Origin of the sequence: Pigmentiphaga litoralis, assembly GCF_048632615.1 — a bacterium.
In the GTDB taxonomy this organism is placed as follows: domain Bacteria; phylum Pseudomonadota; class Gammaproteobacteria; order Burkholderiales; family Burkholderiaceae_B; genus Pigmentiphaga; species Pigmentiphaga litoralis_B.
In genome coordinates, this window is record NZ_CP184479.1 from 131,005 (window position 1) to 152,866 (window position 21,862).

Below are 21,862 nucleotides of genomic sequence, written 5' to 3' on the forward strand. Positions count from 1 at the left end.
ACCCGCTTTCCACCGAGGAGACCTCGATGTCCATGATCACCTTCAAGACGCTGTGGCGCCGTGCGCGCCCGCTCGCGTATGCCGCCGCGCTGACCCTGGCCGGCACCGCCTGTCTGGCCGCCAGCCCGGCTGCGCCCACGGCGCGCGACTACCCGCGCGGCCCGGTTTCGATGATCGTTCCGTTTCCTCCGGGTGGTCCCACCGACATTCTTGCGCGCATCGTCAGCCAGCAGTTGTCGGAAACCTGGAAGGCGCCCGTGGTCGTCGATTACAAGCCCGGTGCGAGCACGATGCTGGGCGTCGCCGCCACCGCGCGCGCCACGCCCGACGGGCAGACTCTGGGCATCATCAACTCCGCCTATGTGATCAACCCCAGCCTGCAGAAAAAAATGATGTACCGGAACGAGGACCTGGTCGCCATCACGCAGTTGATCCGGGTGCCGCTCGCGATTGCCGCCACGCCCAACGCGCCTTTCAATACCCTGTCGGAGATGATCGCGTACGCCAGGCGCAATCCGGGCACCGTCACTTTTGCAAGCCCGGGCACCGGCGGCACCTCCCACCTGGCGGGAGAACTGCTCGCCCGCCGCGCCGGCGTCGAATTGACGCATGTGCCCTACAAAGGCAGTTCGCCCGCGCATACCGACGTGATCGGCGGCCGCGTCATGCTGATGATCGACCCGCTGTTTTCGCTGATGCCCAACGTCAAGGCGGGCCGCATGAAGCTGCTCGCCACCACGGGCGCTACACGATCAGCGCCTTACAAGGAATACGAAGCGGTTGCCGAGCAGTTTCCCGGCTTCGAGGTGCAGGCCTTCATCGGCATGATCGCACCCGCCGGCACGCCCGCCGACATCGTCGCCAAAGTGCAGCGGGATGCCGCCGCGGTCATGGCCCAGCCCGCCGTCAAGCAGAAGGTCGAAGACCTGGGAATGGAAATCGTGGCGTCCGATCCCGCCGCTTTCCAGAAGCGCGTGACCGACGAGACGGCGCAGTGGTCCACTATCATTCGCGACGCCCGCATCGAATTGCAGGAATAGGCGGCGTGCCGCGGCTGCGCCGGGATGGCCGATAATGGCGGCATTGCACTCCCGCCATCATCGCCTACGAGCCACCGCATGACCTACGAAGAATACCTGGACGAAGTCGCCACCCTGCTGACCGAGAATCATGACCTGACCGAATCCGCCGCGATCAAGTGCGTCGTTCGGGCGCAGGCCGCCGATTATTTCGTGCCACACGACGACAATGCCGACCTGCGGACGGTGGCCAATGCCGTCAAGGACGCCGAGGCCCTGTACGAACAGCGCGTGGCCGCGGCGGCCGCGGCAAAGGGCAAGCCGGCGCGCGGCAAGCACTGACGGCGCGTCACGCCCCGCTCATCAGCTGCTGCAACAGCTCGATCAGGCGCGACGCCGCGGGCGACAAGGCCTGGCCTGGCAAGGTGACGATGGCCATATCCCGCGCCAGGGGCGGATCGACAATGCGCAGCTTCTGCACCGAAGGGTCGAGCTGCTCGGGAATGACGATATTCGGCAAGACGGCAGCGCCCAGGCCGGCGGAAGCCATCGATATCAGAGTCTGCGCCTGGATGAACTGATACCGGGTCTGCACCGTCAGGCCTTGTTCCGCCATGGCATCCTCCACGATCTTGCGCAGCGCCGTCCCCTGTTCCAGCAGCAAGAGCGGCATGGCCGACAAGGTCTGCAGGCTGACCGTCTTTCGGTCGCGCGGCAGGCGGCTGCGCGGCACCAAGGCAAACAAGGGGTCCGTCAGGATGCGCTGAAAGCGGAATTCAGGACTGTCGATGACGACGCTGATACCGAAGTCCACTTCGCGTTGACGAACGCTTTCGAACAGCGCCGCGGCGGTGATCTCGCGCACGGACACACGAATGCCTGGGTAATGCTGCTCGAAGGCGGCCAGGACGCTGCCCAGGCGGGTGCCCGCCACGGTCGGCGCGCAAGCCAGTGAGATGCGGCCGCGCTGGATATCGGCCGATTCCTGGATCTGCTGCAGCCCCTCTTCGATATCGTGCAAGGCGCGCCGCACGCACACCAGCAGTTGTTCGCCCTCCTGGGTCAACCGGACCTGCCGTGTCGTCCGATGAAACAGCGCGACGCCCAGCTGGTCTTCGAGCTTGCGGATCTGACTGCTGACCGCCGAACCCGAACGATGCGCACGATCCGCCGCGCCGCGAAAGCTCTGCGCTTCGCCTACCAGCAAGAACGTATTCAACAGCTTGAGGTTGACGTGGGTGCGCCAATCGACCGTGCGTGTCATTGCCATTCCCCGGAACAAAGCGACGAACGATTGTACGGAAAAGTGAATCAATCGCTTTGATAATTGCGATTGTTGTGCCTGGGAAGCGCTCCTACACTTTGCGTCATCAGGGCTCCGGCACGTGCTGGCGACCTGAAAGAACATGCCGGCGCGCTCCGTCAGCGACCGGCCAGACAGGAGACATTGCATGCCCAAGGCCTCGTCATTTTCATGGCGGCTTGCCGCGCCGCCAGCCATTGCCCGACTTGCCATCGCCGCGCTGATGATCGTCAGTCCGCTCATGGCATCGGCCCAAGCCACGTACCCCAGCAAGCCGATCCGGATCGTTGCGCCGTTCCCGCCGGGCAACTCATCCGACGTGGCGGCGCGCTTCTTGTCGGAGCAGCTTTCCGACAAGCTTGGGCAACCCGTGGTGGTCGAAAACAAGGTTGGCGCGGCCGGACAGCTGGGCGCGAGCTACGTCGCCAAAGCGGACCCCGACGGCTACACCTTGCTGATGACGTCGACGTCGGCGGCCATCAGCCCTGCCATCTACAAGTCGCTGCCCTTCGACATCGTGGAAGACTTCACCCCTGTCGTTCAGGTGGCGGTGTCTCCCATGGTGCTGCTGACCCGCGCCGACTTTCCGCAAGGCAAGCTGGAGGATTTCGTGGCCGAGATCCGCAAGAATCCCAAGGCGTATACCTACGCCACGGCGGGCACCGGGACCATCCAGCATCTGACCATGGCCGCGTTTCTGTCGAGGCTCGGCGTGGACGTGCTGGGCGTGCCATACAAAGGCAGCCCGCAGGCGCTGACGGATCTGATCGGCGGACAGGTGCAGTTCATGTTCGACGCCGTGCTGTCGGCCAAGCCGCATTTCGAGTCTGGCCGGCTCAAACCCATTGCTGTGGCCAGCGCAGCGCCAACCCCGCAACTGCCGGGAGTCCCGGCGGCGGCGCAGTCGGCTGTCCCGGCACTCAAGGATTTCGTGATCGAGGGGTGGGTGGGCCTGTTGGGGCCGAAAGGCATGCCGGCCGATATCGCGCGCCGGCTGAATCAGGAGATCGTCACGATCATCACATCGCCGGCCATGCAGGACCGCCTGGCAAAGGCCAACATCGCGGTCGCGCCGGCGAACAGCCCGCAACAATTCGGCACCTTTCTGCGCACCGACGTCAAACGCTGGCAGGACATCGCATCGGCTGCGCGGATCCCGAAAGAATGAGCACGCTCAAGCATCTGGAGGGCGCCGAAGGCCCGACACGTCCCATCGCGGACCGGCTCGCGGACCGCCTCAGGTCGGGGTCGGCCGCGGCGGCCTACGAGGCTGCCGGGAAACGCGGTGACGTGGCGCCCTGCATCCGCGCGATGGGTTCGGGCCTGTTGTGTGTCGGGCCAGCATTCACGGTGCGGGCGCCTCCGGGATATGGCGAGGACATTACGGAGGCGACCGACACTGCCCCTCCCGGGTCCGTCATTGTGATCGACATCGGCGCCGGCCACGCGGCGTGTACGTGGGGCGGAACCGGCGCAACGATTGCACAGCGCCGCGGCATTGCGGGCGTCGTCAGCAACGGGCACGTGCGTGACATTGCCGAGATCCGCCAGCTCGGTTTTCCCGTCTTTGCCGCCGGCACCGTCGTCAGTGGATGGCGGCGCGGCCAACGCGGCGCACTGCAGGTGCCGGTCAGCATCGGGGGTCAGGTAGTCCATCCAGGCGACCTGGTCTGCGCCGATGACGACGGCGTGGTGATCCTGGCGCGGGACCAGTTCGAGGCGGCCCATGCTGCCCTGGAGGCCAGGTTGCGCTTCGAACGCGAGGCCCACGCGATCGTCCAGGCGGGCGGAACCTACGCCGACATCATCGAACGCAAACCAGCGTGATGCGCAACCGCTTTGTACGATTATTGGACGTAGAAGAATGAACGCACCTTACCCTTGCACCGCGCGCGCCCCCATGACGGCGGCCGAAAAAGTGCTTGCCGCTGCGAGCGGTGTGCCATACGTCCGCCCGGGCGATGTGATATCGCCCGACCCCGAACTGGTCATCATCCACGATGGATACGTCGAGTCGGCCTACAACGAACTCAGCCAGCTGGGCTACAAGCGGATCTGGCGGCCCGAGCGCGTCGTCTTCGTGACGGACCACGAAGTGGCCTACGCCAGCCCGGCCGGCGCGCTGCGCGGCACGCGGATCCGCCGCATCGCACGCGACTGGGGGATCACCCAGTTCTTCGACGCGGGACGTGGCGGGCACGGCCACCTGTTCCCGCTCGAACAAGGCTTGGTCCGCCCAGGCATGCTGCTGTCCTGTTACGACATGCACTGCACCAACTTTGGCGCGGTCGGCGCGTTGGCCCTGGCCGCCGGCGCGGAAATCGTGTCCGTGCTGGCGACGGGCCGCGTGTGGGAACAGGTGCCGCATACCGTCAGAATCGTGCTCGAAGGCCAGCCCGGCGCCGGGGTCATGGCGCGCGATATCGGGTTTTATCTGAGCACCCTGTTTGCTGCGGGCAAGCTGGCGGCTGCGCACGATAATCGGATTATCGAATTTTCGGGCGACTACGTAGAGCGCCTGCCGGTCGCGGGCCGGGTCGCCCTGTGCAATTCCCTGACCGAAATCGGCGTCGCCAACATCTGGTTCACGCCATCATCGTCTGACCTGTCCCATGGCGGAACCATCGTGACAGGTGACGCCGATGCCCACTACGAAGCCACACTGCATGTCGACATCTCGCGTCTGGCGCCCCAGGTCGCCTTGCCTGGCGGCCCGCAGTTCGGGGTCGACGTCGATCAGGTCACCGGAACGCACGTCGATCACGCCTACCTGGGCGCGTGTGGCTCCGGCATGTATGACGATTTTGCGGACGCCGCGGCAGTGCTGCGTAACCGCTCGGTAGCCAGTCATGTGCGCTTCTTTGTCGTGCCGGGCACGGTCGCGACGGCCCAACGGCTTGCCAATGACGGCTTGCTGCAGGTGTTCCAGGCCGCGGGCGCCATCGTGTTGCCGCCCGGTTGCGGCCCGTGCGCGGGCGGGGTCATGGGCCCGCTGGCCGACGGCGAGACGTCGATATCGACCGCTGCGACCAACCACGCTGGCCGCTTTGGATCCAAGACGGCACAGGCGTATCTGGGCAGCCCGGTCACGGTTGCGGCGTCCGCCATCGCTGGCAGGATCGCAGACAGCCGCTCACTGATTCCACTCCCCAAAGGTACGCAATGACAGGTCCCCTGCTGCGGCGCGGCCGCTGCCATGTTTTTGGCGACGATGTGCCCCTGGATGAAGGATTGATACCGTTCGACATGGCGATCCGCCGCGTCGACGATCCAGCCATCCTCATACCGGAACTGTTCCGCCAGATCGATCCCGGCTTTCAGGATCGCGTTCAGCCCGGCGACATCATCGTTGCAGGGCGCAACTTTTGCTGTGGCAAGCCGCATTTGCAAGGTTTCATCGCGATGGCATCGCTCGGTCTGTCGGTCGTCTGCACGAGCATGCCGTACAAGGCGATGCGCGGCGCCGTGTCCAAAGGCGTTCCCGTGATGACCGGGTCCGACATCCAGCCTTCCGCGTTCCGGACGGGCGACGAGGTCCAAGTCGATTACACGGCGGGTACGGTCAGGAATGTGAGCCAGACGGTATCCCTTACCGGTCAGCCCCTTTCCACCACGTTGGTCGACATCGTGGCCGCAGGGGGAACCCGAGGCCAATTGAAAGCATGGTTACAGGGGCATCCCATCATGGCGACCGAGAGGGGCCGCGTCGACTGACAGGCCAGAGCGCGCGGGTTCAGCTGGCTGGCTCAACAGTCGGGAGCGACGCTTGCTGAGTATCAGGCACGTTCCGCAAGGATGGCGCGTGGCGCGATCCAGCGGCCCCGATCCACGGCTGCCACGGCCTATCGCCGATGCGCGCCACCGTTTCCTGGAGTTGCCATGTCTGATCGGACCCTTTCCGACCTCTCAAAGAAGATGCAAGGCATCGATTTTGCGATGCTCAATACCCGCGCCGAAGGGGGCGAGATCGCTTCCCGGCCCATGAGCAACAACGGCGACGTGGAGTACGAAGGTGACTCCTATTACTTCACGTGGGAAAAGTCGCGGATGGTGGATGACATCAAGCGCGATCCGCAGGTCGGGCTGTCATTCACCGGCAACAAGGGTCTGCTCGGCAAGCCGCCAATTTTCATCGGCGTTGAAGGCAAGGCCGAGCTGATCCGCGACAAGGCGCAATTCGAAGCGCATTGGACCAAGGAATTGGATCGCTGGTTCGAACAAGGCATCGACACCCCCGGGGTGGTGATGATCAAGGTCCACGCCTCGCGCATCCACTACTGGGATGGCGAGGACGATGGCGAAGTCAAGGTCTGACGCCTGACGTATCAAGCCTGATGCGGCGGACCGCCAGTCCGCCCAGCAGCAGCATGAGCATTCCCGATGCCGCAACGCGTGCCCAGCCAGGCGCCGCAACCGTTGCGGCAGGTGGCGTGTTGTGCGCGCCCGTCTCGGCCCAGGCAGCCTGGGGCGTGGATGCGGGAGGCGCTGCTTCCAAGCATTCTTTGAAGCGAGGCAGTCTGGCAACGTCATTCCTGGTGAAACGCACGTCGTTGAATACGAACGGGTAATAGAACGCCCGTAAACGATCGTGGAAGGCCGTGACACGATCCTGGAACGCCAGCTGTGCATGCAGATCCGTGTCTGCCAGTCGCTGTAATGCGACTTGCACTGCAACGCCGGGCAGCACCCATCCCGACAATTCCGACCATGACTGGCGCGTCAGCATGCCGTCGCGATAGGCCCGCGCGTCGGGCGCCACGGCTTCGTCACCCAGTTGGTGGAACGCGAAATACCACTTCCAATGAAACTTTTCTGGCAGCGGTGCGGTGTCTGACCATTCTGGATGCGTCGTGACGAACGCCTGCATGGTCTCGCCGCGCGGCCGGTCCCAGGCGGCATTGATGTGCTCGCGCTGGGTCAGTGTCAGGTCTATTCCCTGACCGACCGGTGCGGCGCGGGCAGAGACGAGATGAGCCAGACCTGGCAGGACCAGGGTCAACACTGCCCACACGCCCATCAATGCAATGGCATGCGTGGCGGGCCGCCAGGGCCGCGCGCCCACGATCATGGCAAGCCCGACCCAAAACGCCAGGTAGGCCGCGACGATGGTCAATACGCTTGCCAGCGCCGGCAAGGCCAGCCCCTGCAGCCCGCTTCCGACGACCACAGGCACGGCAATGCACGTGAACAAGGCCAGGAACCGCAGGGCCGCCCGCCGCCACCACAACGCGGCGACCGGCCCGGGCAGCGTCAGCAACAGCCGCAAGCGTCCCGACTGGCGTTCGTCGGACACCAGGTCGTGCAGCAGCGCAATGACGAACAGGGGCGCAAGATAGGTCAACACGAACGCCAGGTCGAACCGGCCTAGCACCGCCACTTCAGGGTTCAGGGTTTCGCCATCATGCAACTGGCTTTGCAAAGCCAGCGCCCGGACGCGCAACACGTACGGCGACACGTCCCGCATGCCGGCAGCCAGGAAACTGGCGGCGGATGGCGACTGCCAGGTCGGAAAGAAGGTGTAGTACGCGACATAGCCTGCGTCCCCGCCGTGCGTAGGGTCCCGGTTGGTCGAGACTGCCGCGTCGTGCATCGCTGTCAGACGCGCGATGGTGGCGGCCTCCGTCCTGACCTGCGCCATACCCGCGGCGACGGCCAGCGTGGTCAGCATCAACAACAGCAGCAATGCCGCGACGGTCAGACGCGACCGGATCAGCAGGCGCCATTCATGGGCGAGCGTGCTCATGTTGTGCCCTCCGTGGCAGCGGCAGGTGGCGTATATGTGCGGCCTTTTGCCGATGACGCCCTACCGTCCAGGGTCTTTGCGGCTCCCGCCAGCGCGCCGGCGGCAAGCAGCAGCCACACCGCCAGCACCATGAGCGGCTGCCCTGTCCGCGCCATCACCGCATGGGGCGCTTCGGCCTCGAACACGAAGTCGGGAATGCTTTCCCAGTTCGCCTGTGGTATGCGCGTCGGCCCGGCGCCCTTGCGTTCGTTGACGTAGTCCACTTTCTCGGCCTGCATCTGGTTCAGTGATTGCACCAGCCGGTAACGATAGGCCTCCGCCTGTTCGACGAAGCGCCGATAGCTCGTCAGGTCCGTCTGCGTCAACGTCATCGACAGGCGGCGCACGGCCAGGGTCGGCGCCAGCCAGGCCAGCGCGTCGACCGTGGCGCTCTGCGCCGCTTGCCGCTCGAAGGCTTGCGCGGCGTAACGGTTGAACAGCGTACTGGTCAGCCGCTCACCTTCAATCGCCACCAGGCCACGATAGTTGACGGGCAGGTCTTCGAGGCGGCTGACCCCGTAGCGTTTGAGCACGTCGGCTTTGAAGCGGAAAAAGTGCGGATCATCGGGGCGGTGGCTGTCGCCAATGGCAGCCAGGTCACGCGCAATGGCAAGGTCGGTTTCAAAGCGCGTCGTCAGCGGCGTGCGCGCATCGGCCCACGCGGCGCCCAGGCGCGGCAACAGGATCACTACCATGACCCACACCCCCAGCAGCGCCATCAGCGCATCGCGTGGGCGGGCGCACAGCGTCGACACCGCCACGATGGACATCGCCCACACGGCAAGCCACGCGGCATGGCCCGCTACCAGCACGCCCGCGGCCATCATTGCGTGGGCGTCCCCCAGGGCAAGGAAGCCCAGTGCGATGGCACCCGGCAGCAGCAATCCGGCCGCCGCGCCCAGCAAGGCCAGCACTTTCCCCGCGATGATCTGGCCGCCGCTGACGCCCTGGGTGATCAGGATGCGCAGGGTTCCCGACGCCCGCTCGCGCGCGACCATGCCGAAGCCTAGAAACACCAGGAGCAGCGGCGCCAGGGTTTGCAGCACGAAGGCTGGCGTCAACTGGCCAAAGCGAAGCAACGACGACGATTGCCTGGCATCCCCGAAATTGGCTGTGTTCTGCCGGTGGCCTTCCAGAAAAATCATGGTGCCGGTGTAAGGGTCGATGCCGCTGTCGAACCCTGCAAGCGCATTCAGCGGCCGGAACACGAACTGGCCGTAGTGGACCATGCGGTGCGGATGCCGGTCGGGCTGCGCATCGAACTGCCGATCGACGTCTGCCTGGTACCGCTCGCGCTGCGCCATGGCGTCGCGTTGGCGTTCGTACGAGGTGGCCGCCGCAATCACGGTCAACACCACCAACAGCGCCGCGCCCACCACGGCCACACGGTCCCGCAGCATGTGCCGCCACGCATCGCGGGCAATCAGGAGGACGACGCGCATGGCTCGCTCCCGGCGGTGTAGCGGCGGTACAGCGCCCGCACGTCGAACCGTTCGGCTCCCGCGGAACTGACGACTTCGGACAGGCTGCCCTTCGAAAGAAAACCGATGCGGTCCGCCACGTCGGCGGCGCTGAGCAGGTCATGCGTCACCATCAGGATGGCTACGCCTCGATCGCGCAACACCTGGAGCGCCGCGTGGAATTCCGCCGTGGCCTGCGGATCGAGGCCCGATGTGGGCTCGTCCAGCAACAAGGCCGGTACGCGCCGGGCCAATGCGAGCGCAATCGCTACTTTTTGCCGCATCCCTTTCGAGAACCCCGTCACCCGGCGGTCCCAGGCCGTCGCGGCCAGGCCCGCGGCCGTCAAGGCGGGTTCGATGGCGGCCCGCGCATTGTCCTGCCGGGCCAGGTCGAGCAGATACGCCAGGTTCTCGCGGGCGGTCAGGTGCTCATACAACGCGACGTTTTCCGGAATGTAGGCCAGATGACGGCGCGCCAATCCCGGCTCGGTGGATGGGTTGACGCCATTGACGCTCAAGGAGCCCGTGGCAGGAGCGAGCAAACCCAGCAGCAGGCTCAGCGTCGTGGTCTTGCCCGCGCCATTGCCGCCCAGCAGCGCGTAGATCTCGCCCGCATGGACCGCCAGGTCCAGACCATGAAGAATGGTCCTGTCGCGATAGCCGGCGGTGACCGCCCGGGCTTCGAGCACGGGTTCGCCCGGGCAAGGCATGACGGCATGAAGCAGCGCGTTCATGAAGTCTCCTTAGAAATTGGCATGGAGGCCGACAATGACCGTGCGCGATGCACCCGGCGCCACCCACAAGCGGTTGTAGGAACTGGCATACGTGGTCTTGTCGAACAGGTTGTGAACGTCAACCGACAGCCGCATCTTGGGATTCAGGCGCCAGTACGCGCCAAGCCGCGCGACGGTATACGCGGGCAGCATGAAGGCCGGCGCGCCCGTATCGGCCTGAACCTGCGTGCGGGCTTCGCCCAGCCGCTTGCCCACGTGCGTCACCCCGCCCCCCAGGCCGTAGCGGTCACCGTTGGGCAGCACGTCTTCGTACATCGTCATCACACTGGCCGTGACGGCGGGCGTGTTCAGCAGACGGCCACCCACTTCCAGCGAGTTGTCCTTGCGGATCTCGACGTCATTCACGCTCAGGCTGGCATTGACCCGCCAATGGCGCGAAACCTGCCCGTTCATCTCAGCCTCGACGCCACGGCTGCGCACTTCGCCGGCCGAAATCGAAAACCCGGGATTGAGGGGATCGCCCGTCAGCACATTGCGTTTGCGGATGTCGAACAACGACGCGGTCGCACCCAAGGTCTGGTCGGCGTTTTCCCATTTGCTGCCCAGTTCGACCGCGCGACCTTCTTCAGGCACGAAGCTGCGGGCGCCAACGTCGGCGCCGGCATTGGGACGGAATGACGTGCCTGCGTTGGCATATACCGTCCACTGACGATTCGGCAGCCAGCTGACGCCCAGCTTGGGCGAGGTGGCCGTCGGGTCTTGCGACGTGGTGACGCCGGTGCGGCGATTGAGCAGCGACTGCCGCGTCGTATCCACACGCACGCCGCCCAGCAGACGCCACTGCGGCGCCAGTTCGATGGCATCCTGCAGGTACAGCGCTCTGCCGCGCTGCCGCTCCAGGGTGGCCGTGTTCGGCAACAAGGCGGGTTGCGGCTGGCCATAAACCGGCTGGTAGATATCGATCGCGTACGGCGCGGCCGCGGTGGGATTGGCCCGAAGCGCCAGCGTATCCATGGTGTAGTGGAAGGTCTCGATGCCGATCAGCAGGTCATGCTTGAGACTGCCGGTGCTGAAGTTGCCCTGCACTTCGGCCTGTACGCCCACGTCATGCGACTGGTAGTTGCGAAAGCGCCGCTGCCGGTTCAGGATGCCGCTGGCCGACAGGCTGCTGGCTTCGGTCGAAAATCCGTCGAGCGAGGTATCGCGATAGGACAGACCCACGCGGCTGCGCCAGGTATCATTCCATTGCTGCGAAAGCACCAACTGGTGTGTCTGATTCTTGATCGTCATCCGGCCGTCGGACGGTTCGCCCAGGAAACGCGACCGCGGGATGGCGCCCAGACGGTTGTTGATCGCAACGACCCCGCGATCCAGGTTGGCGGAGTGGCGCAGCACCTCGCCCACGTATTCCAGCTGAGTGTCATTGGTCAGCTTCCAGGTCAACGCGGGGGCAAACACCTGCCGATTGCTGTTTACGTAGTCGCGAAACGTATTGCCGCCTTCAGCAGCGACATTGAGCCGATAGGCCACCGAACTGCTGAGCGGCCCGGTGCTGTCGAGCGCCCCGCGCGCAAAGCCCTGACTGCTGACGTGCGCGTCCATGGCATGGGCAGGGGTCCATCGCGGCCGCTTAGAGACGATGTTGAGCGTGCCACCCGGCTCGCTGCTTCCATACAGGGCGGCGGCCGGCCCTTTCAGGAATTCGATCCGTTCGACACCAGCCAGGTCACGTGGCGCATTGAAGCCACGATTGCCAGCAAAACCATTCAGCAAGGTGGCGGAACCGGTGTTTTCGTTGCCGGGCAGACCCCGTATCGCTACGTTGTCCCACAGGCCGCCAAAGTTGTGCTGCCGGGAAACACCCGCCACGGTGTCCATCACGTCGTCCAGGCGCGTGGCGCCCAGGTCGTCCAGGGTCTCGCGCGACAGGATGCGCACGGACTGCGGCAGTTCGCGCAGCGGCAGGTCGGTCTTTGCGGCGCGCACGTCGTCGGGCTGGTAGGTGCCTCCGGTCGCAGCGCCGCCGATGACTTCAACCGTTGGCAGGAGCACGCCGACCGGGGCGTCGGACGTCTGCGCAGCCGACGGCTCCGAGGGCGTTTGGGCAGCGGCGGGATGAACCGCCCAGAGGGCAGCCAGGGCGAGTGCGAGCGGAACCGGGGCAAGGCGCGCCGGGGAGGTGGACGTGGACATGACAAGGCTCGAGAATGCGGCCCCGCGCCGGCTTCGGGCAACGGTCAGGGGCGTGACAAGGAAAGGTCCGCAGAACGCAGTGGCGCCGTCGTGGGAACAGGACGGAACCGGTGGGATGGTTCAGGCGGCAAGACGCGGTGCGTAGCCGGGGCCAGCACGCAGGAAGATCAGGTGCGGGGAGGATCGCGGGCCGCGAAGGGCCACTGCCCTGCCTCGGCGATATCCGGGGAGACGTAAGAAGGAAGGTCGCACAGCCAAGCGGGCGCGGCAGGCGGCGCCATGGGCCAGATGACGAAGGCCGTGGCCTGGTGGGTGTGCGCGGCGCAGACGGCGCAGGACTCGGCTGTGGTATGCACGTCCGGCCGCGAGTCCGGTGTCTCGCGCTCCAGCGCCGGTAAAGCGGCGTTGGGCGATGGCGTGGTCAGTTCGGCCAGTTCGGATGACGGCGTTGCTTGCGCGGCCGCCTGTGCTGCAACCTGTGCTGCAACCTGTGCCGCAGCCTGTGTCGCGGCCTGCGCCGCGCCGCGTGCGGCACCCTGCCCTGCGGCCTGGACGCCGGCGCGTGATTTGCCCTGCACCCACGCGCCCGCCCCCTTGACGTGTTCCGCCGCGTGCAGGGGCACGCCGATCGCGGTGTTGAAGAACACGGCAATCATCAGATAGACAGCGAGCTGACGATAGAACGGCATAACGACCTGAAAACCTTGACGCGCGACCCGAGCCCCTGCCCGTGCGCGCCACGAAGGTGCAACTATATTGCATTTTCAGCGTAACGCAATCCGGTTGCAGTATTTTGACAGGGCTTTTTTGCGTGTGCCAAAACGACAAAGCCGCCTTGCGGCGGCCTTGTCTTACGCGTTCACGGACTGACGGGTCTTATTTGACGGCGTCGATCGTGGCGTTCAGGGTGGCGCTGGGGCGCATGGCCTTTTCGGTCTGCGCCGTATCCGGGCGGTAGTAGCCGCCGATCTGCACCGGCTTGCCCTGGGCCGCCGTCAGCTCTTCCAGGATCTTCGCCTCGTTGCTTTCCAGTTCCTTGGCGATGCTCGTGAATTGCTGCTGCAGTTCCTTGTCGTCGGTCTGGGCGGCCAGCGCCTGTGCCCAGTACAGGCCAAGGTAGAAGTGGCTGCCCCGGTTGTCCAGACCACCCACCTTGCGCGAAGGCGACTTGTCTTCGTCCAGGAACTTGCCGGTCGCCTGGTCCAGCGTCTTGGCCAGCACGTTGGCCTTGGCGTTGTTGTAGGTGTTGCCCAGATGCTCGAGCGAAGCGGCCAGCGCCAGGAATTCACCCAGCGAGTCCCAGCGCAGGAAGCCTTCTTCGACGAACTGCTGCACGTGCTTGGGCGCCGAGCCGCCCGCGCCCGTTTCGAACAGGCCGCCACCGGCCATCAGCGGAACGATGGACAGCATCTTGGCGCTGGTGCCGACTTCCAGGATCGGGAACAGGTCGGTCAGGTAGTCACGCAGCACGTTGCCGGTGACCGAAATGGTGTCCTTGCCCTGGCGGATGCGGTCGATCGAGAACTGCGTGGCCTCGACCGGCGACATGATCTGGATGTCCAGACCGTTGGTGTCATGGTCCTTCAGGTACTGGTTGACCTTGGCAATGATCTGCGCGTCGTGGGCGCGATTCTTGTCGAGCCAGAAGATGGCCGGAACGCCGGTCGCGCGGGCACGGTTGACGGCCAGCTTGACCCAGTCCTGGATCGGCGCGTCCTTGGTCTGGCACATGCGCCACAGATCGCCCTCTTGCACCTTCTGTTCCAGCAAGACCTTGCCCGACGTGTCGGTCACGGTCACGGTGCCAGCGGTGGGGATCTGGAAGGTCTTGTCGTGCGAACCGTATTCTTCCGCCGCCTGAGCCATCAGGCCGACGTTCGGCACCGAACCCATGGTGACCGGATCGAACGGACCATTCTTCTTGCAGTCGTCGATGGTGGTCTGGTAGACGCCGGCATAGCAGCGGTCGGGGATCACGGCCTTGGCGTCTTGCAGCTTGCCTTCGGCGTCCCACATCTTGCCCGACTCGCGGATCATGGCCGGCATGGAGGCGTCGACGATCACGTCGCTGGGCACGTGCAGGCTGGTAATGCCCTTGTCGGAGTTGACCATGGCCAACTGCGGGCGGCTTTCGTACAGCGCCTTCATGTCGGCTTCGATCGCGGCCTGCGTGTCGGCCGGCAGCGACTTGAGCTTGGCATACAGGTCGCCGATCCCGTTGTTGGGGTCGAAGCCGGCCTGCTTGAGCGCATCGGCGTACTTGGTCAGCACGTCCTTGTAGAACACCGAAACGACCGTACCGAAGATGATCGGGTCGGACACCTTCATCATCGTGGCCTTGAGGTGGACCGAGAATAGGACGTTCTTGGCCTTGGCGTCGGCGATCTGGGCTTCGATGAAGCGGGTCAGGGCCTGCTTGCTCATGACGGACGCGTCGATGATTTCACCCGCCTTGACGGCGGTCTTTTCCTTCAGCACGGTTTTGGTGCCATCGGCGGCGGTCAGTTCGATCTTGACGGAACCAGCGTCGGCGATCAGGGCCGACTTTTCGCTGCCGTAGAAATCGCCCTCGTCCATGTGCGCGACGTGGGCCTTCGAATCGGAGGTCCAGGCGCCCATCTTGTGCGGGTGCTTGCGAGCATAGTTCTTGACCGACAGCGGCGCGCGGCGGTCCGAGTTGCCTTCACGCAGCACAGGATTGACCGCGCTGCCCTTGATCTTGTCGTAGCGTGCCTTGACGTCCTTGTCGGCGTCGGTCTTGGCTTCGTCGGGGTAGTTCGGGAGTTTGTAGCCCTGATCCTGCAGTTCCTTGATCGCGGCTTTCAGCTGCGGAATCGAGGCGCTGATGTTGGGCAGCTTGATGATGTTGGCTTCGGGCTTGGTGGCCAGTTCACCGAGTTCGGCCAGCGCGGCACCGATCTTTTGCGAATCTTCCAGGAAATCCGGGAAGGCCGCGATGATGCGGCCGGCGAGCGAGATGTCGCGCGTTTCCACGGCGATGCCCGACGAGCGGGTGAACGCCTTGACGATCGGCAACAGCGAATAGGTCGCCAGCGCGGGGGCCTCGTCGGTAAGCGTATAAATGATTTTGGATGTAGTAGCCACTGTCTCTAACCTCGCTGCATTTCAGGGATAGCAAAACTTGTCTGGCTTCGCGCGCTTCAAGCGCCGCACGAAAACGCACCGCCTTCGATATTAGACGATATGGGGCTTCCAACAGAAGCACCTGCTTGGCGAGCCCGCCAAATCACGCGTCGCCGAGCAGGTCGCGAGCGTTCAGCAGCGCATAGACGATCTCGGGATTTTTTTCCAAAGACCTGCGGATGGCGGCGGGAAGCGTCTGCCGCGTCTTGCGGCACAGGCCGGGGCGCGCTTCGACTTCAATGGCGATGCCGCGGGCCGTCCGCACTTCGCGGGCGCCGGGTTCGACCCGGATGACGATGCCCAGCTGGGCTTGTATCCGTTCTTCGAAGCGCCGCAGCTCGGCCAGGTCGGCCAGGTTTTCCAGCCGCGCCACCAGCTTCTTTTCCTCTTCCTTGGTCAGCATCAGCACGCGCAGATCGGCCTCGGGGTCCGCCAGCAGGCGTTCCCGGTCGCATTCGCAGGCGCCAGGCGGGCATTCGGTCCGGATCGGAAAGCGGGGACTCATGCGGCCGCCTGGTCCCGCAGAACGATGAGCGCGTTCCGGCGCGTCAGGGTGCCGTCGGCCAGCAGGTCGGCAAGGCCCGCGGCCAGCAGCTTGCGCAAAGGCGCGCTGGTGGACTTGAACCCCAGCAGCCGCGCCACGGCCACCACGATCTCTTCGTCGGCCGCGCCAAGGTGGTCACCCACCACCTGCACGATGCCGGCCGCGATTTCGGCCGGCGCGATCATTTCAGGCTTGCGCAGTCCGGGCGACAGCGCGTTGCGCCGATCGCGCAGCACGGGCGCCTTGCCCGGCTGCAGCAGGAAATCCCCGTCGCGTTCGATCGCGCCATCGGCCACGGCCTGCCGCACGCCCTGCCCCACGGCGGCTTCGATGCGGGCGCCGGCGCGTTGCAGACCCCATGCGCCACGGATCCGCACGATGACTTCATCGATGTGCACCGGCGATTCCACGGCAACCACCTGGCGGACGAGGTCGGCCATCACGCGCGCCGGGGTGTCATGCAATTCGTAGGCGCCGGGGCGATCCAGGGTGGCTTCCACATAGAAGGCTTCGGGCGACGTCGCGTCCAGCGAATCGACCAGTCCGATGGCGGTCATGTCCCCCCGGTCGACCGTCACGATCTCGACGGGTACGGCGCGGCGCGCGGCAACGGGCTGCCCAGGGTCCTGGCCATTCTGGCCTGCCAATCCGGGCGAATCGCGTCGTGCGCCGGCGTCGCCCATTTCTGCCTTGGCGGCCTCGATCGCCGCGACGACCCGGTCCAGCTGCTCCTGCGGTCGCTGGAACCAGTCGACGCTCCAGATTCGATGCACGCGCCAGCCATGGTCTTCGAGCACCGATTGGCGCAAGCGATCGCGATCCCGCGCCGAACGCGCCGAGCGATAAGCCGTGCCGTCGCATTCGATGCCCAACAGATAGCGGCCCGGGTACGCCGGGTCGTCCACAGCCAGATCAATGAAAATTCCGGCGATGCCGACGCGCGGGTGCACCTGGTAGCCCTTGGCCTGCAAGGCCGTCGCCACCTGGGTTTCGAACACGTGCTGCGCATCGCGGACTGTGTGGTGCCCCACCTCCAGCCTGCCTGTGCGCGCGTAGTGCAGGAACAGCTTGAAGGCCAGGACGCCCTTGCCCTTTGCGCGTTCCAGGTCGATGTCCTCGTCGGTGATGGAGGCAAAGACTTCGCAGCGGCGCTTGGCCCGGCTGATCAACACGTTCAGCCGTCGCTCGCCGCCTTCAGCGCCCAAGGGGCCAAACCGCATGGTCAGGCTGCCCTGCGCGTTTCGCGCGTACCCGACGGAGATCATGATCACGTCACGTTCGTCGCCCTGGACGTTTTCCAGATTCTTCACGAAGAACGGTTCACTGGGGTGGGCGCTGAAAAAGCCTTCGGTTGCGGGCTGCGCGCGGCGCAAGGCTTCCAGCTCATCCGTAATGGCCTTGCGCTGCGACACCGAAAACGTCGCAACGCCCAGGGACAGCTCGGGCGTCTGCTGCGCGTGCGCCAGAATGGCGGCGGCCACCACACGCGCTTCGATCACGTTGGCGCCGCTGCCGCCCGAATCGAAAACGCCATCGGGCACGTGGTGGAAACGCAGTCCCATCCCGGCTTCCTGGGTGTAGGGGCTCGGGACGATGTACAGCTTGTTCTCGTAGAACTGCGTGTTCGAGATCGCGATCAGCGACTGATGACGGCTGCGGTAATGCCAGCGCAGCATGCGCTGCGGCAGGCCGCGCGCGGTAAAGAGGCCCAGGATGCTTTCGATATCGGACACCTGCGTGTCGTCGTCCTCGTCATCGGCCTGCGACTCGGTGATCTTGGAAAAAAACTTGGTGGGCGGCAACTGGCGTTCGTCGCCGACCACCACGACCTGCTTGCAGCGGGCAATCGCGCCCATCGCGTCGACGGGCTGGATCTGACTGGCTTCGTCCATCACCAGCAGATCGAAGGTCAGGCTCCCTGGCGACAGAAATTGCGCCACCGACAAGGGACTCATCATCATGACAGGCTTGATCGCCTGGATGGCCGGACCGGCCTTCAATACCAGTTGGCGGATCGGCAGATGGGCGCGGCGTTTGGCCATCTCCGCGCGCAACACGCCTACGGCGCCGATCCCGCCGTCGCGTGGCGGAATGCGGCGGTAGTGCGCGCTGGCGACCTGGATGCGGGCGCCGGCAATACGCTCTCGATCCAGATCCGCAAATTCCTGCACGTGACGGCTGTGCAAGGCGCCGTCGAAGCGGCCGAGTTCGGGCGCCTGCGCAATCATCTCGCCAAGAATGGCTTCGTGGTAGGCCATGTCGAAAGTCGTGCCGGCTTCGCCGGGCGCCAGGCCCCCATCGGCCAGCCGGTCCGCCAACGCTGCCAGGCCTGCCCCGCGGGCGGTGTCGGCGCGCTCGCGATAGGCCACCCATTTGGACAGTTGCTCGGTGTTGGCGAGCCAGCTCGCCAGCTTGGCGGAGACCGCGTCCAGCGAGGCGTGCAGGGTTTGCGGCGCATGCAGCACCACGGCCGGCTCGGCTTTCAACTCGGCCAGGATGGCGTCGATCGCGTCGGCCAGGCCAGCAGCGGCCGCGCGTTCCCGTTGCGCCCGACCGACCAGGTCCTTGCGATCGGGCTGCGCAGCCGCGACATGGCGCAGGTCGCCGTGCGCAGTGATCCAGTCGTAGCCACTTACCAGTTGCGGCCAGTCGGATGCCTGCGCAAGCCAGGCGTTGCCGAAGGCGGCAGCACCCAGCTCCGCCTGGGCGGCCACGGCCGAGTGGGCAGCATGCAAGGCGGCCAGCTGATCGACTTGCGTCATGCGGGCGTTCAGGTCCAGCGGCGGGTTCACGAACCACTGTCTGGAAAGGTCATCGATGTCGACCAGGGCAGCCGCGCGCTGGCCGACCACCCGCAGGCTTGCATGGTCCAGCGTGGCGGCGCCGTCGAAGGCGTCGGCCACGTTCGAGGCATAAGCCTGGCCCAATTGCTGCATGGCCGGCCGCGCCTGCTCGATCAATTGGCGCAATTGCGCGGCGCGCGCCCCCACCGCCGATCGTTCGGCCAGCCGGCCCGCGAGCAGACGCGGCTCATCGCCGAGCCCTTGCAGCGTGCGCATCCACTCGACCAGCGCCAAAAGCGGCGCGCTGGAAGAGCGTTCACCGCGCCAATCGCCGCCGAACGCCGACAGGCCGAAGCTGTGATCGGCCAGGATGCGGGCGGCGGCGGCCTGGCCGCGCAGCAGCGTGTCGAACAGCGCCACGATGTCGGCCACCGGCAGTTGCGGGTCGCGCACCAGGGAACGGGCCAATGCGCGGGCCGTGCGCCACTCGCCGTTGAGCACCTTGAACATGCCGGTATGGGTGGCAAGGGCCTGGCGCGCGGCGCCCACGTCGGTAGTCCACGCGGATTCCAGCAGTTGTTCGCCCACCGCGGCCCGGCTTTGCTCCAGCGTGGCCACCGCCTGCGCCAGGTCGTTGGCCTGCTCGACGCCGTGGCTCCAGACCGTCGCCGCAAAGGCCTCCGGACTGGCATCCGGCGCGTTGGCGACCCGGTCAGCAGTCGCCGCCAGCCGCGCGATGGCGGCAAACGTATCGGTGGTCGTATTGCTGCCGAGTTCGGCGGCCAGCCGCTGCGCGTCCAGGTTCAGACGCGGCAACAAGGCCAAGAGGTCGCGCGCGGCGCCGAGTGCCGCCAGGGGAAAGCCGGCAGGCAAGGCGGCCAGGCCCGCGCGCAAGGGTTCCAGGTCATTCCGGGTGATCGCGCCGGCCTGAAGCAGGGGGCGCAGGGCGGCTTCCTGGGCGGCATAGGCCAGGCCCTGGTCCAGCATGGCCCGAATGTCGGCCACCCGCTCGTCCCACACGGGCGCGGCCAAGGCGTCCGAAGACAGGAAATCCGGCACGGTCGCAAGCCGTTCCGCCTTCTCGGTCAAGCGCTTCACGTCATCGAACCCGGCAACCGGCGGATCCAGCGCCAACGCGGCTTCCAGTTCATGGACATCGGCTTGCAAGCGGCCCAGCTGGTCGGCCAGATCCCGCAGACGCGGCGTCAGGCGTTCGACGAAGGTGGGCAGCACCATGTCCAGGCCGATGCCGTACCACGGGTGCGCGGCGGGAAGGCCGATGTCCTCGATGCGCTGGCTCAACTCATGGACCAGCCGCGCGCGGTCTCGCACGTCATCGGGGGTCCAGGCCGTTGCGCCTTCCAATTGGAGGTCCACCGGGCGCTGGCCTTCGCGCCGCAAACGCACCATCTGCCCGACCACGTCGAAGGGCGACAGCACCGACGGTGCAAGGGGCGTATGCATGCGCGTCACGTGGCCGTTGAGACCATCGCGCGCGGCCTGCAGGCGCGTCACCACATTGCCCGAGAAGTCGGCGCGCGGCGCACCCAGTTCCCATGTGCGCCGCAATTCCTGCAGCAATGCGCGCTTGTTGGCTTTGTTGCTGTGCAGTTCCAGGCAGGCATCGCCCACGCCTGCACTGTCAAGCCGGCGCTTCACGACTTCCAGCGCCGCCATCTTCTCGGCAACGAACAATACGGTCTTGCCGTCGGCCACCGCGGCCGCGATGACGTTCGCGATGGTTTGCGATTTGCCCGTGCCCGGGGGCCCTGGATGACCAGGTTGCGCCCCTTGCGGACGTCATGGATCGCCAGGGTCTGCGAACTGTCGGCGTCGACGATGTGCAGCATGTCGGCCGGCGGGATCAGCTCGTCGATCGCGACGTCATCCGACACGGATTCGCCGTCGCTCTCGAAGCCATCGCCCAACAGCGACCGCACCACGGGCTGCTTCAGGATGCCCTGATCGGGCCAGTTGGCCGGATCGAGATCGCGATACATCAGGAACTTGGCGAATGAGAAGAAGCCCAGCACGATGTCGTCCGGCTCGACCTGCCAACCGGCCTTGGTCGACACCGCCTGGCTCACGGCCGCCAGATAGGCGACCGGATCGAAGTCGTCCGTTGCGTCGAAGGGCGGCATGGCGAGCCCATGTTCGCGGTCCAGCCAGGCTTCCAGCGACAGGTTGGACGTGATTTCTTCCTGCCGGACCCGCAGCGTAAAACGTTCGCCCGCCTTGGCCCGGTCCAGCGTCACCGGCACCAGCAGCAGGGGCGCGTGGCGCGCATTGTCTTTGTTCTTGGGATCGATCCACCTGAGTGTGCCCAGCGCCAGGAACAGGATGTTGACGCCCTGCTCTTCTTCTAGCGTGCGGGCATCGTGGTACAGGTCCAGCAGGCGCTTTTGCAGGCCCTTGGGCGTCATGCGCGTCTGCAGGCGGGTGTCCGCGTGGCGGCGCATGACCCCACGCGCGTCCAGCTCCGCGTCCTCCGGCGTCACATCGTAGTCGGCCGACCACTGGCCTTCCTCATCCGTGCCCTCACCTTCCTGCGCCTCGCCCCGTTCCGGCCGGTCGGGCCGGCCCGCCACGAAGCTGAAGGACTTGGATTCACGCACGAGCAGGCGGAACACCTCGGCTGTCTTTTCGCCCACGACGTCCACGGTCTTGGCCGTCTTGGAAAACTTGGGTACGTTCAGCAGACGGTTGCGCGCGGACAGGTCCAGCAGTTCGAGCCGGGCGCGCTCGAGCTTGAGCTCGGGCGTCAGGCTGCTTTGGAACAAGGAGGGAGGCGTGGCGGACATGGATGACCTTCGACGGAGACGGCGCCCCGGGGCAAAGGTGCATTCTGCCACGCTGACATTGGGTAACGCACGTAACGCCATCGACGGACCCTTACATGC

Annotated in this window: 17 protein-coding genes; 7 read left to right on the forward strand and 10 right to left on the reverse strand. The window is 65.7% G+C overall.

Annotated elements, in window-relative coordinates; all coding sequences use genetic code 11:
• Positions 1–26 precede the first annotated feature (26 nt).
• Together ACNANG_RS00660 and ACNANG_RS00665 are read left to right on the forward strand one after the other, a co-directional pair.
• A complete protein-coding gene (locus ACNANG_RS00660) occupies positions 27–1,040 on the forward strand; it encodes a tripartite tricarboxylate transporter substrate binding protein (RefSeq protein WP_420225557.1) in 1,014 nt (337 codons plus the stop codon).
• Positions 1,041–1,118: 78 nt separating this feature from the next.
• Positions 1,119–1,361, forward strand: coding sequence for a hypothetical protein (locus ACNANG_RS00665; RefSeq protein ID WP_420225558.1), 243 nt, complete (start codon positions 1,119–1,121; stop codon positions 1,359–1,361).
• Between the two features lie 7 nt (positions 1,362–1,368).
• Here ACNANG_RS00665 and ACNANG_RS00670 read toward each other — a convergent pair whose 3' ends face one another.
• Complete coding sequence (locus ACNANG_RS00670) at positions 1,369–2,427, reverse strand: LysR family transcriptional regulator (RefSeq protein WP_420225559.1); 1,059 nt, start codon at positions 2,425–2,427, stop codon at positions 1,369–1,371.
• A 43-nt stretch (positions 2,428–2,470) separates the two neighbouring features.
• Here ACNANG_RS00670 and ACNANG_RS00675 point away from each other — a divergent pair, with 43 nt between their 5' ends.
• From ACNANG_RS00675 to ACNANG_RS00695, 5 genes are all read left to right on the forward strand, one after another.
• Positions 2,471–3,490, forward strand: coding sequence for a Bug family tripartite tricarboxylate transporter substrate binding protein (locus ACNANG_RS00675; RefSeq protein WP_420225560.1), 1,020 nt, complete (start codon positions 2,471–2,473; stop codon positions 3,488–3,490).
• On the forward strand, positions 3,487–4,149 hold the full coding sequence (locus ACNANG_RS00680) for an RraA family protein (RefSeq protein ID WP_420225561.1): 663 nt from the start codon (positions 3,487–3,489) through the stop codon (positions 4,147–4,149). Before ACNANG_RS00675 ends, ACNANG_RS00680 begins: the two co-directional genes overlap by 4 nt.
• Before the next feature lie 37 nt (positions 4,150–4,186).
• On the forward strand, positions 4,187–5,488 hold the full coding sequence (locus ACNANG_RS00685; protein WP_420225562.1) for a 3-isopropylmalate dehydratase large subunit: 1,302 nt from the start codon (positions 4,187–4,189) through the stop codon (positions 5,486–5,488).
• Positions 5,489–5,568: 80 nt separating this feature from the next.
• Positions 5,569–6,036, forward strand: coding sequence for a hypothetical protein (locus ACNANG_RS00690; protein ID WP_420225563.1), 468 nt, complete (start codon positions 5,569–5,571; stop codon positions 6,034–6,036).
• Between the two features lie 165 nt (positions 6,037–6,201).
• Positions 6,202–6,636 (forward strand): pyridoxamine 5'-phosphate oxidase family protein, encoded by a 435-nt coding sequence (locus ACNANG_RS00695; protein ID WP_420225564.1) that lies wholly within the window; start codon positions 6,202–6,204, stop codon positions 6,634–6,636.
• Here ACNANG_RS00695 and ACNANG_RS00700 read toward each other — a convergent pair.
• From ACNANG_RS00700 to ACNANG_RS00740, 9 genes are all read right to left on the reverse strand, one after another.
• Complete coding sequence (locus ACNANG_RS00700) at positions 6,626–8,065, reverse strand: ABC transporter permease (RefSeq protein WP_420225565.1); 1,440 nt, start codon at positions 8,063–8,065, stop codon at positions 6,626–6,628. The two genes, ACNANG_RS00695 and ACNANG_RS00700, sit on opposite strands and share 11 nt — an antisense overlap.
• The gene (locus ACNANG_RS00705; RefSeq protein ID WP_420225566.1) at positions 8,062–9,546 is read right to left on the reverse strand and encodes a DUF3526 domain-containing protein; all 1,485 of its coding nucleotides are present in this window, start codon (positions 9,544–9,546) and stop codon (positions 8,062–8,064) included. Before ACNANG_RS00705 ends, ACNANG_RS00700 begins: the two co-directional genes overlap by 4 nt.
• A complete protein-coding gene (locus ACNANG_RS00710) occupies positions 9,528–10,298 on the reverse strand; it encodes an ABC transporter ATP-binding protein (RefSeq protein ID WP_420225567.1) in 771 nt (256 codons plus the stop codon). Before ACNANG_RS00710 ends, ACNANG_RS00705 begins: the two co-directional genes overlap by 19 nt.
• A gap of 9 nt (positions 10,299–10,307) precedes the next feature.
• Positions 10,308–12,491 (reverse strand): TonB-dependent siderophore receptor, encoded by a 2,184-nt coding sequence (locus tag ACNANG_RS00715; protein WP_420225568.1) that lies wholly within the window; start codon positions 12,489–12,491, stop codon positions 10,308–10,310.
• 167 nt (positions 12,492–12,658) lie between these two features.
• Positions 12,659–13,180 carry a hypothetical protein gene (locus ACNANG_RS00720; protein WP_420225569.1) on the reverse strand — a complete coding sequence of 174 codons (522 nt, stop codon included), beginning with the start codon at positions 13,178–13,180 and terminating at the stop codon, positions 12,659–12,661.
• Positions 13,181–13,367: 187 nt separating this feature from the next.
• Positions 13,368–15,596, reverse strand: coding sequence for an NADP-dependent isocitrate dehydrogenase (locus tag ACNANG_RS00725; protein WP_420225570.1), 2,229 nt, complete (start codon positions 15,594–15,596; stop codon positions 13,368–13,370).
• Between the two features lie 142 nt (positions 15,597–15,738).
• Positions 15,739–16,140 (reverse strand): hypothetical protein, encoded by a 402-nt coding sequence (locus ACNANG_RS00730; RefSeq protein ID WP_420225571.1) that lies wholly within the window; start codon positions 16,138–16,140, stop codon positions 15,739–15,741.
• Complete coding sequence (locus ACNANG_RS00735) at positions 16,137–20,678, reverse strand: DUF3320 domain-containing protein (protein WP_420225572.1); 4,542 nt, start codon at positions 20,676–20,678, stop codon at positions 16,137–16,139. Before ACNANG_RS00735 ends, ACNANG_RS00730 begins: the two co-directional genes overlap by 4 nt.
• Positions 20,618–21,763: a DUF4011 domain-containing protein gene (locus tag ACNANG_RS00740; protein WP_420225573.1), complete on the reverse strand. Its 1,146-nt coding sequence runs from the start codon at positions 21,761–21,763 to the stop codon at positions 20,618–20,620. The genes ACNANG_RS00735 and ACNANG_RS00740 overlap by 61 nt, the downstream gene beginning before the upstream one ends.
• Positions 21,764–21,862: the final 99 nt, after the last annotated feature.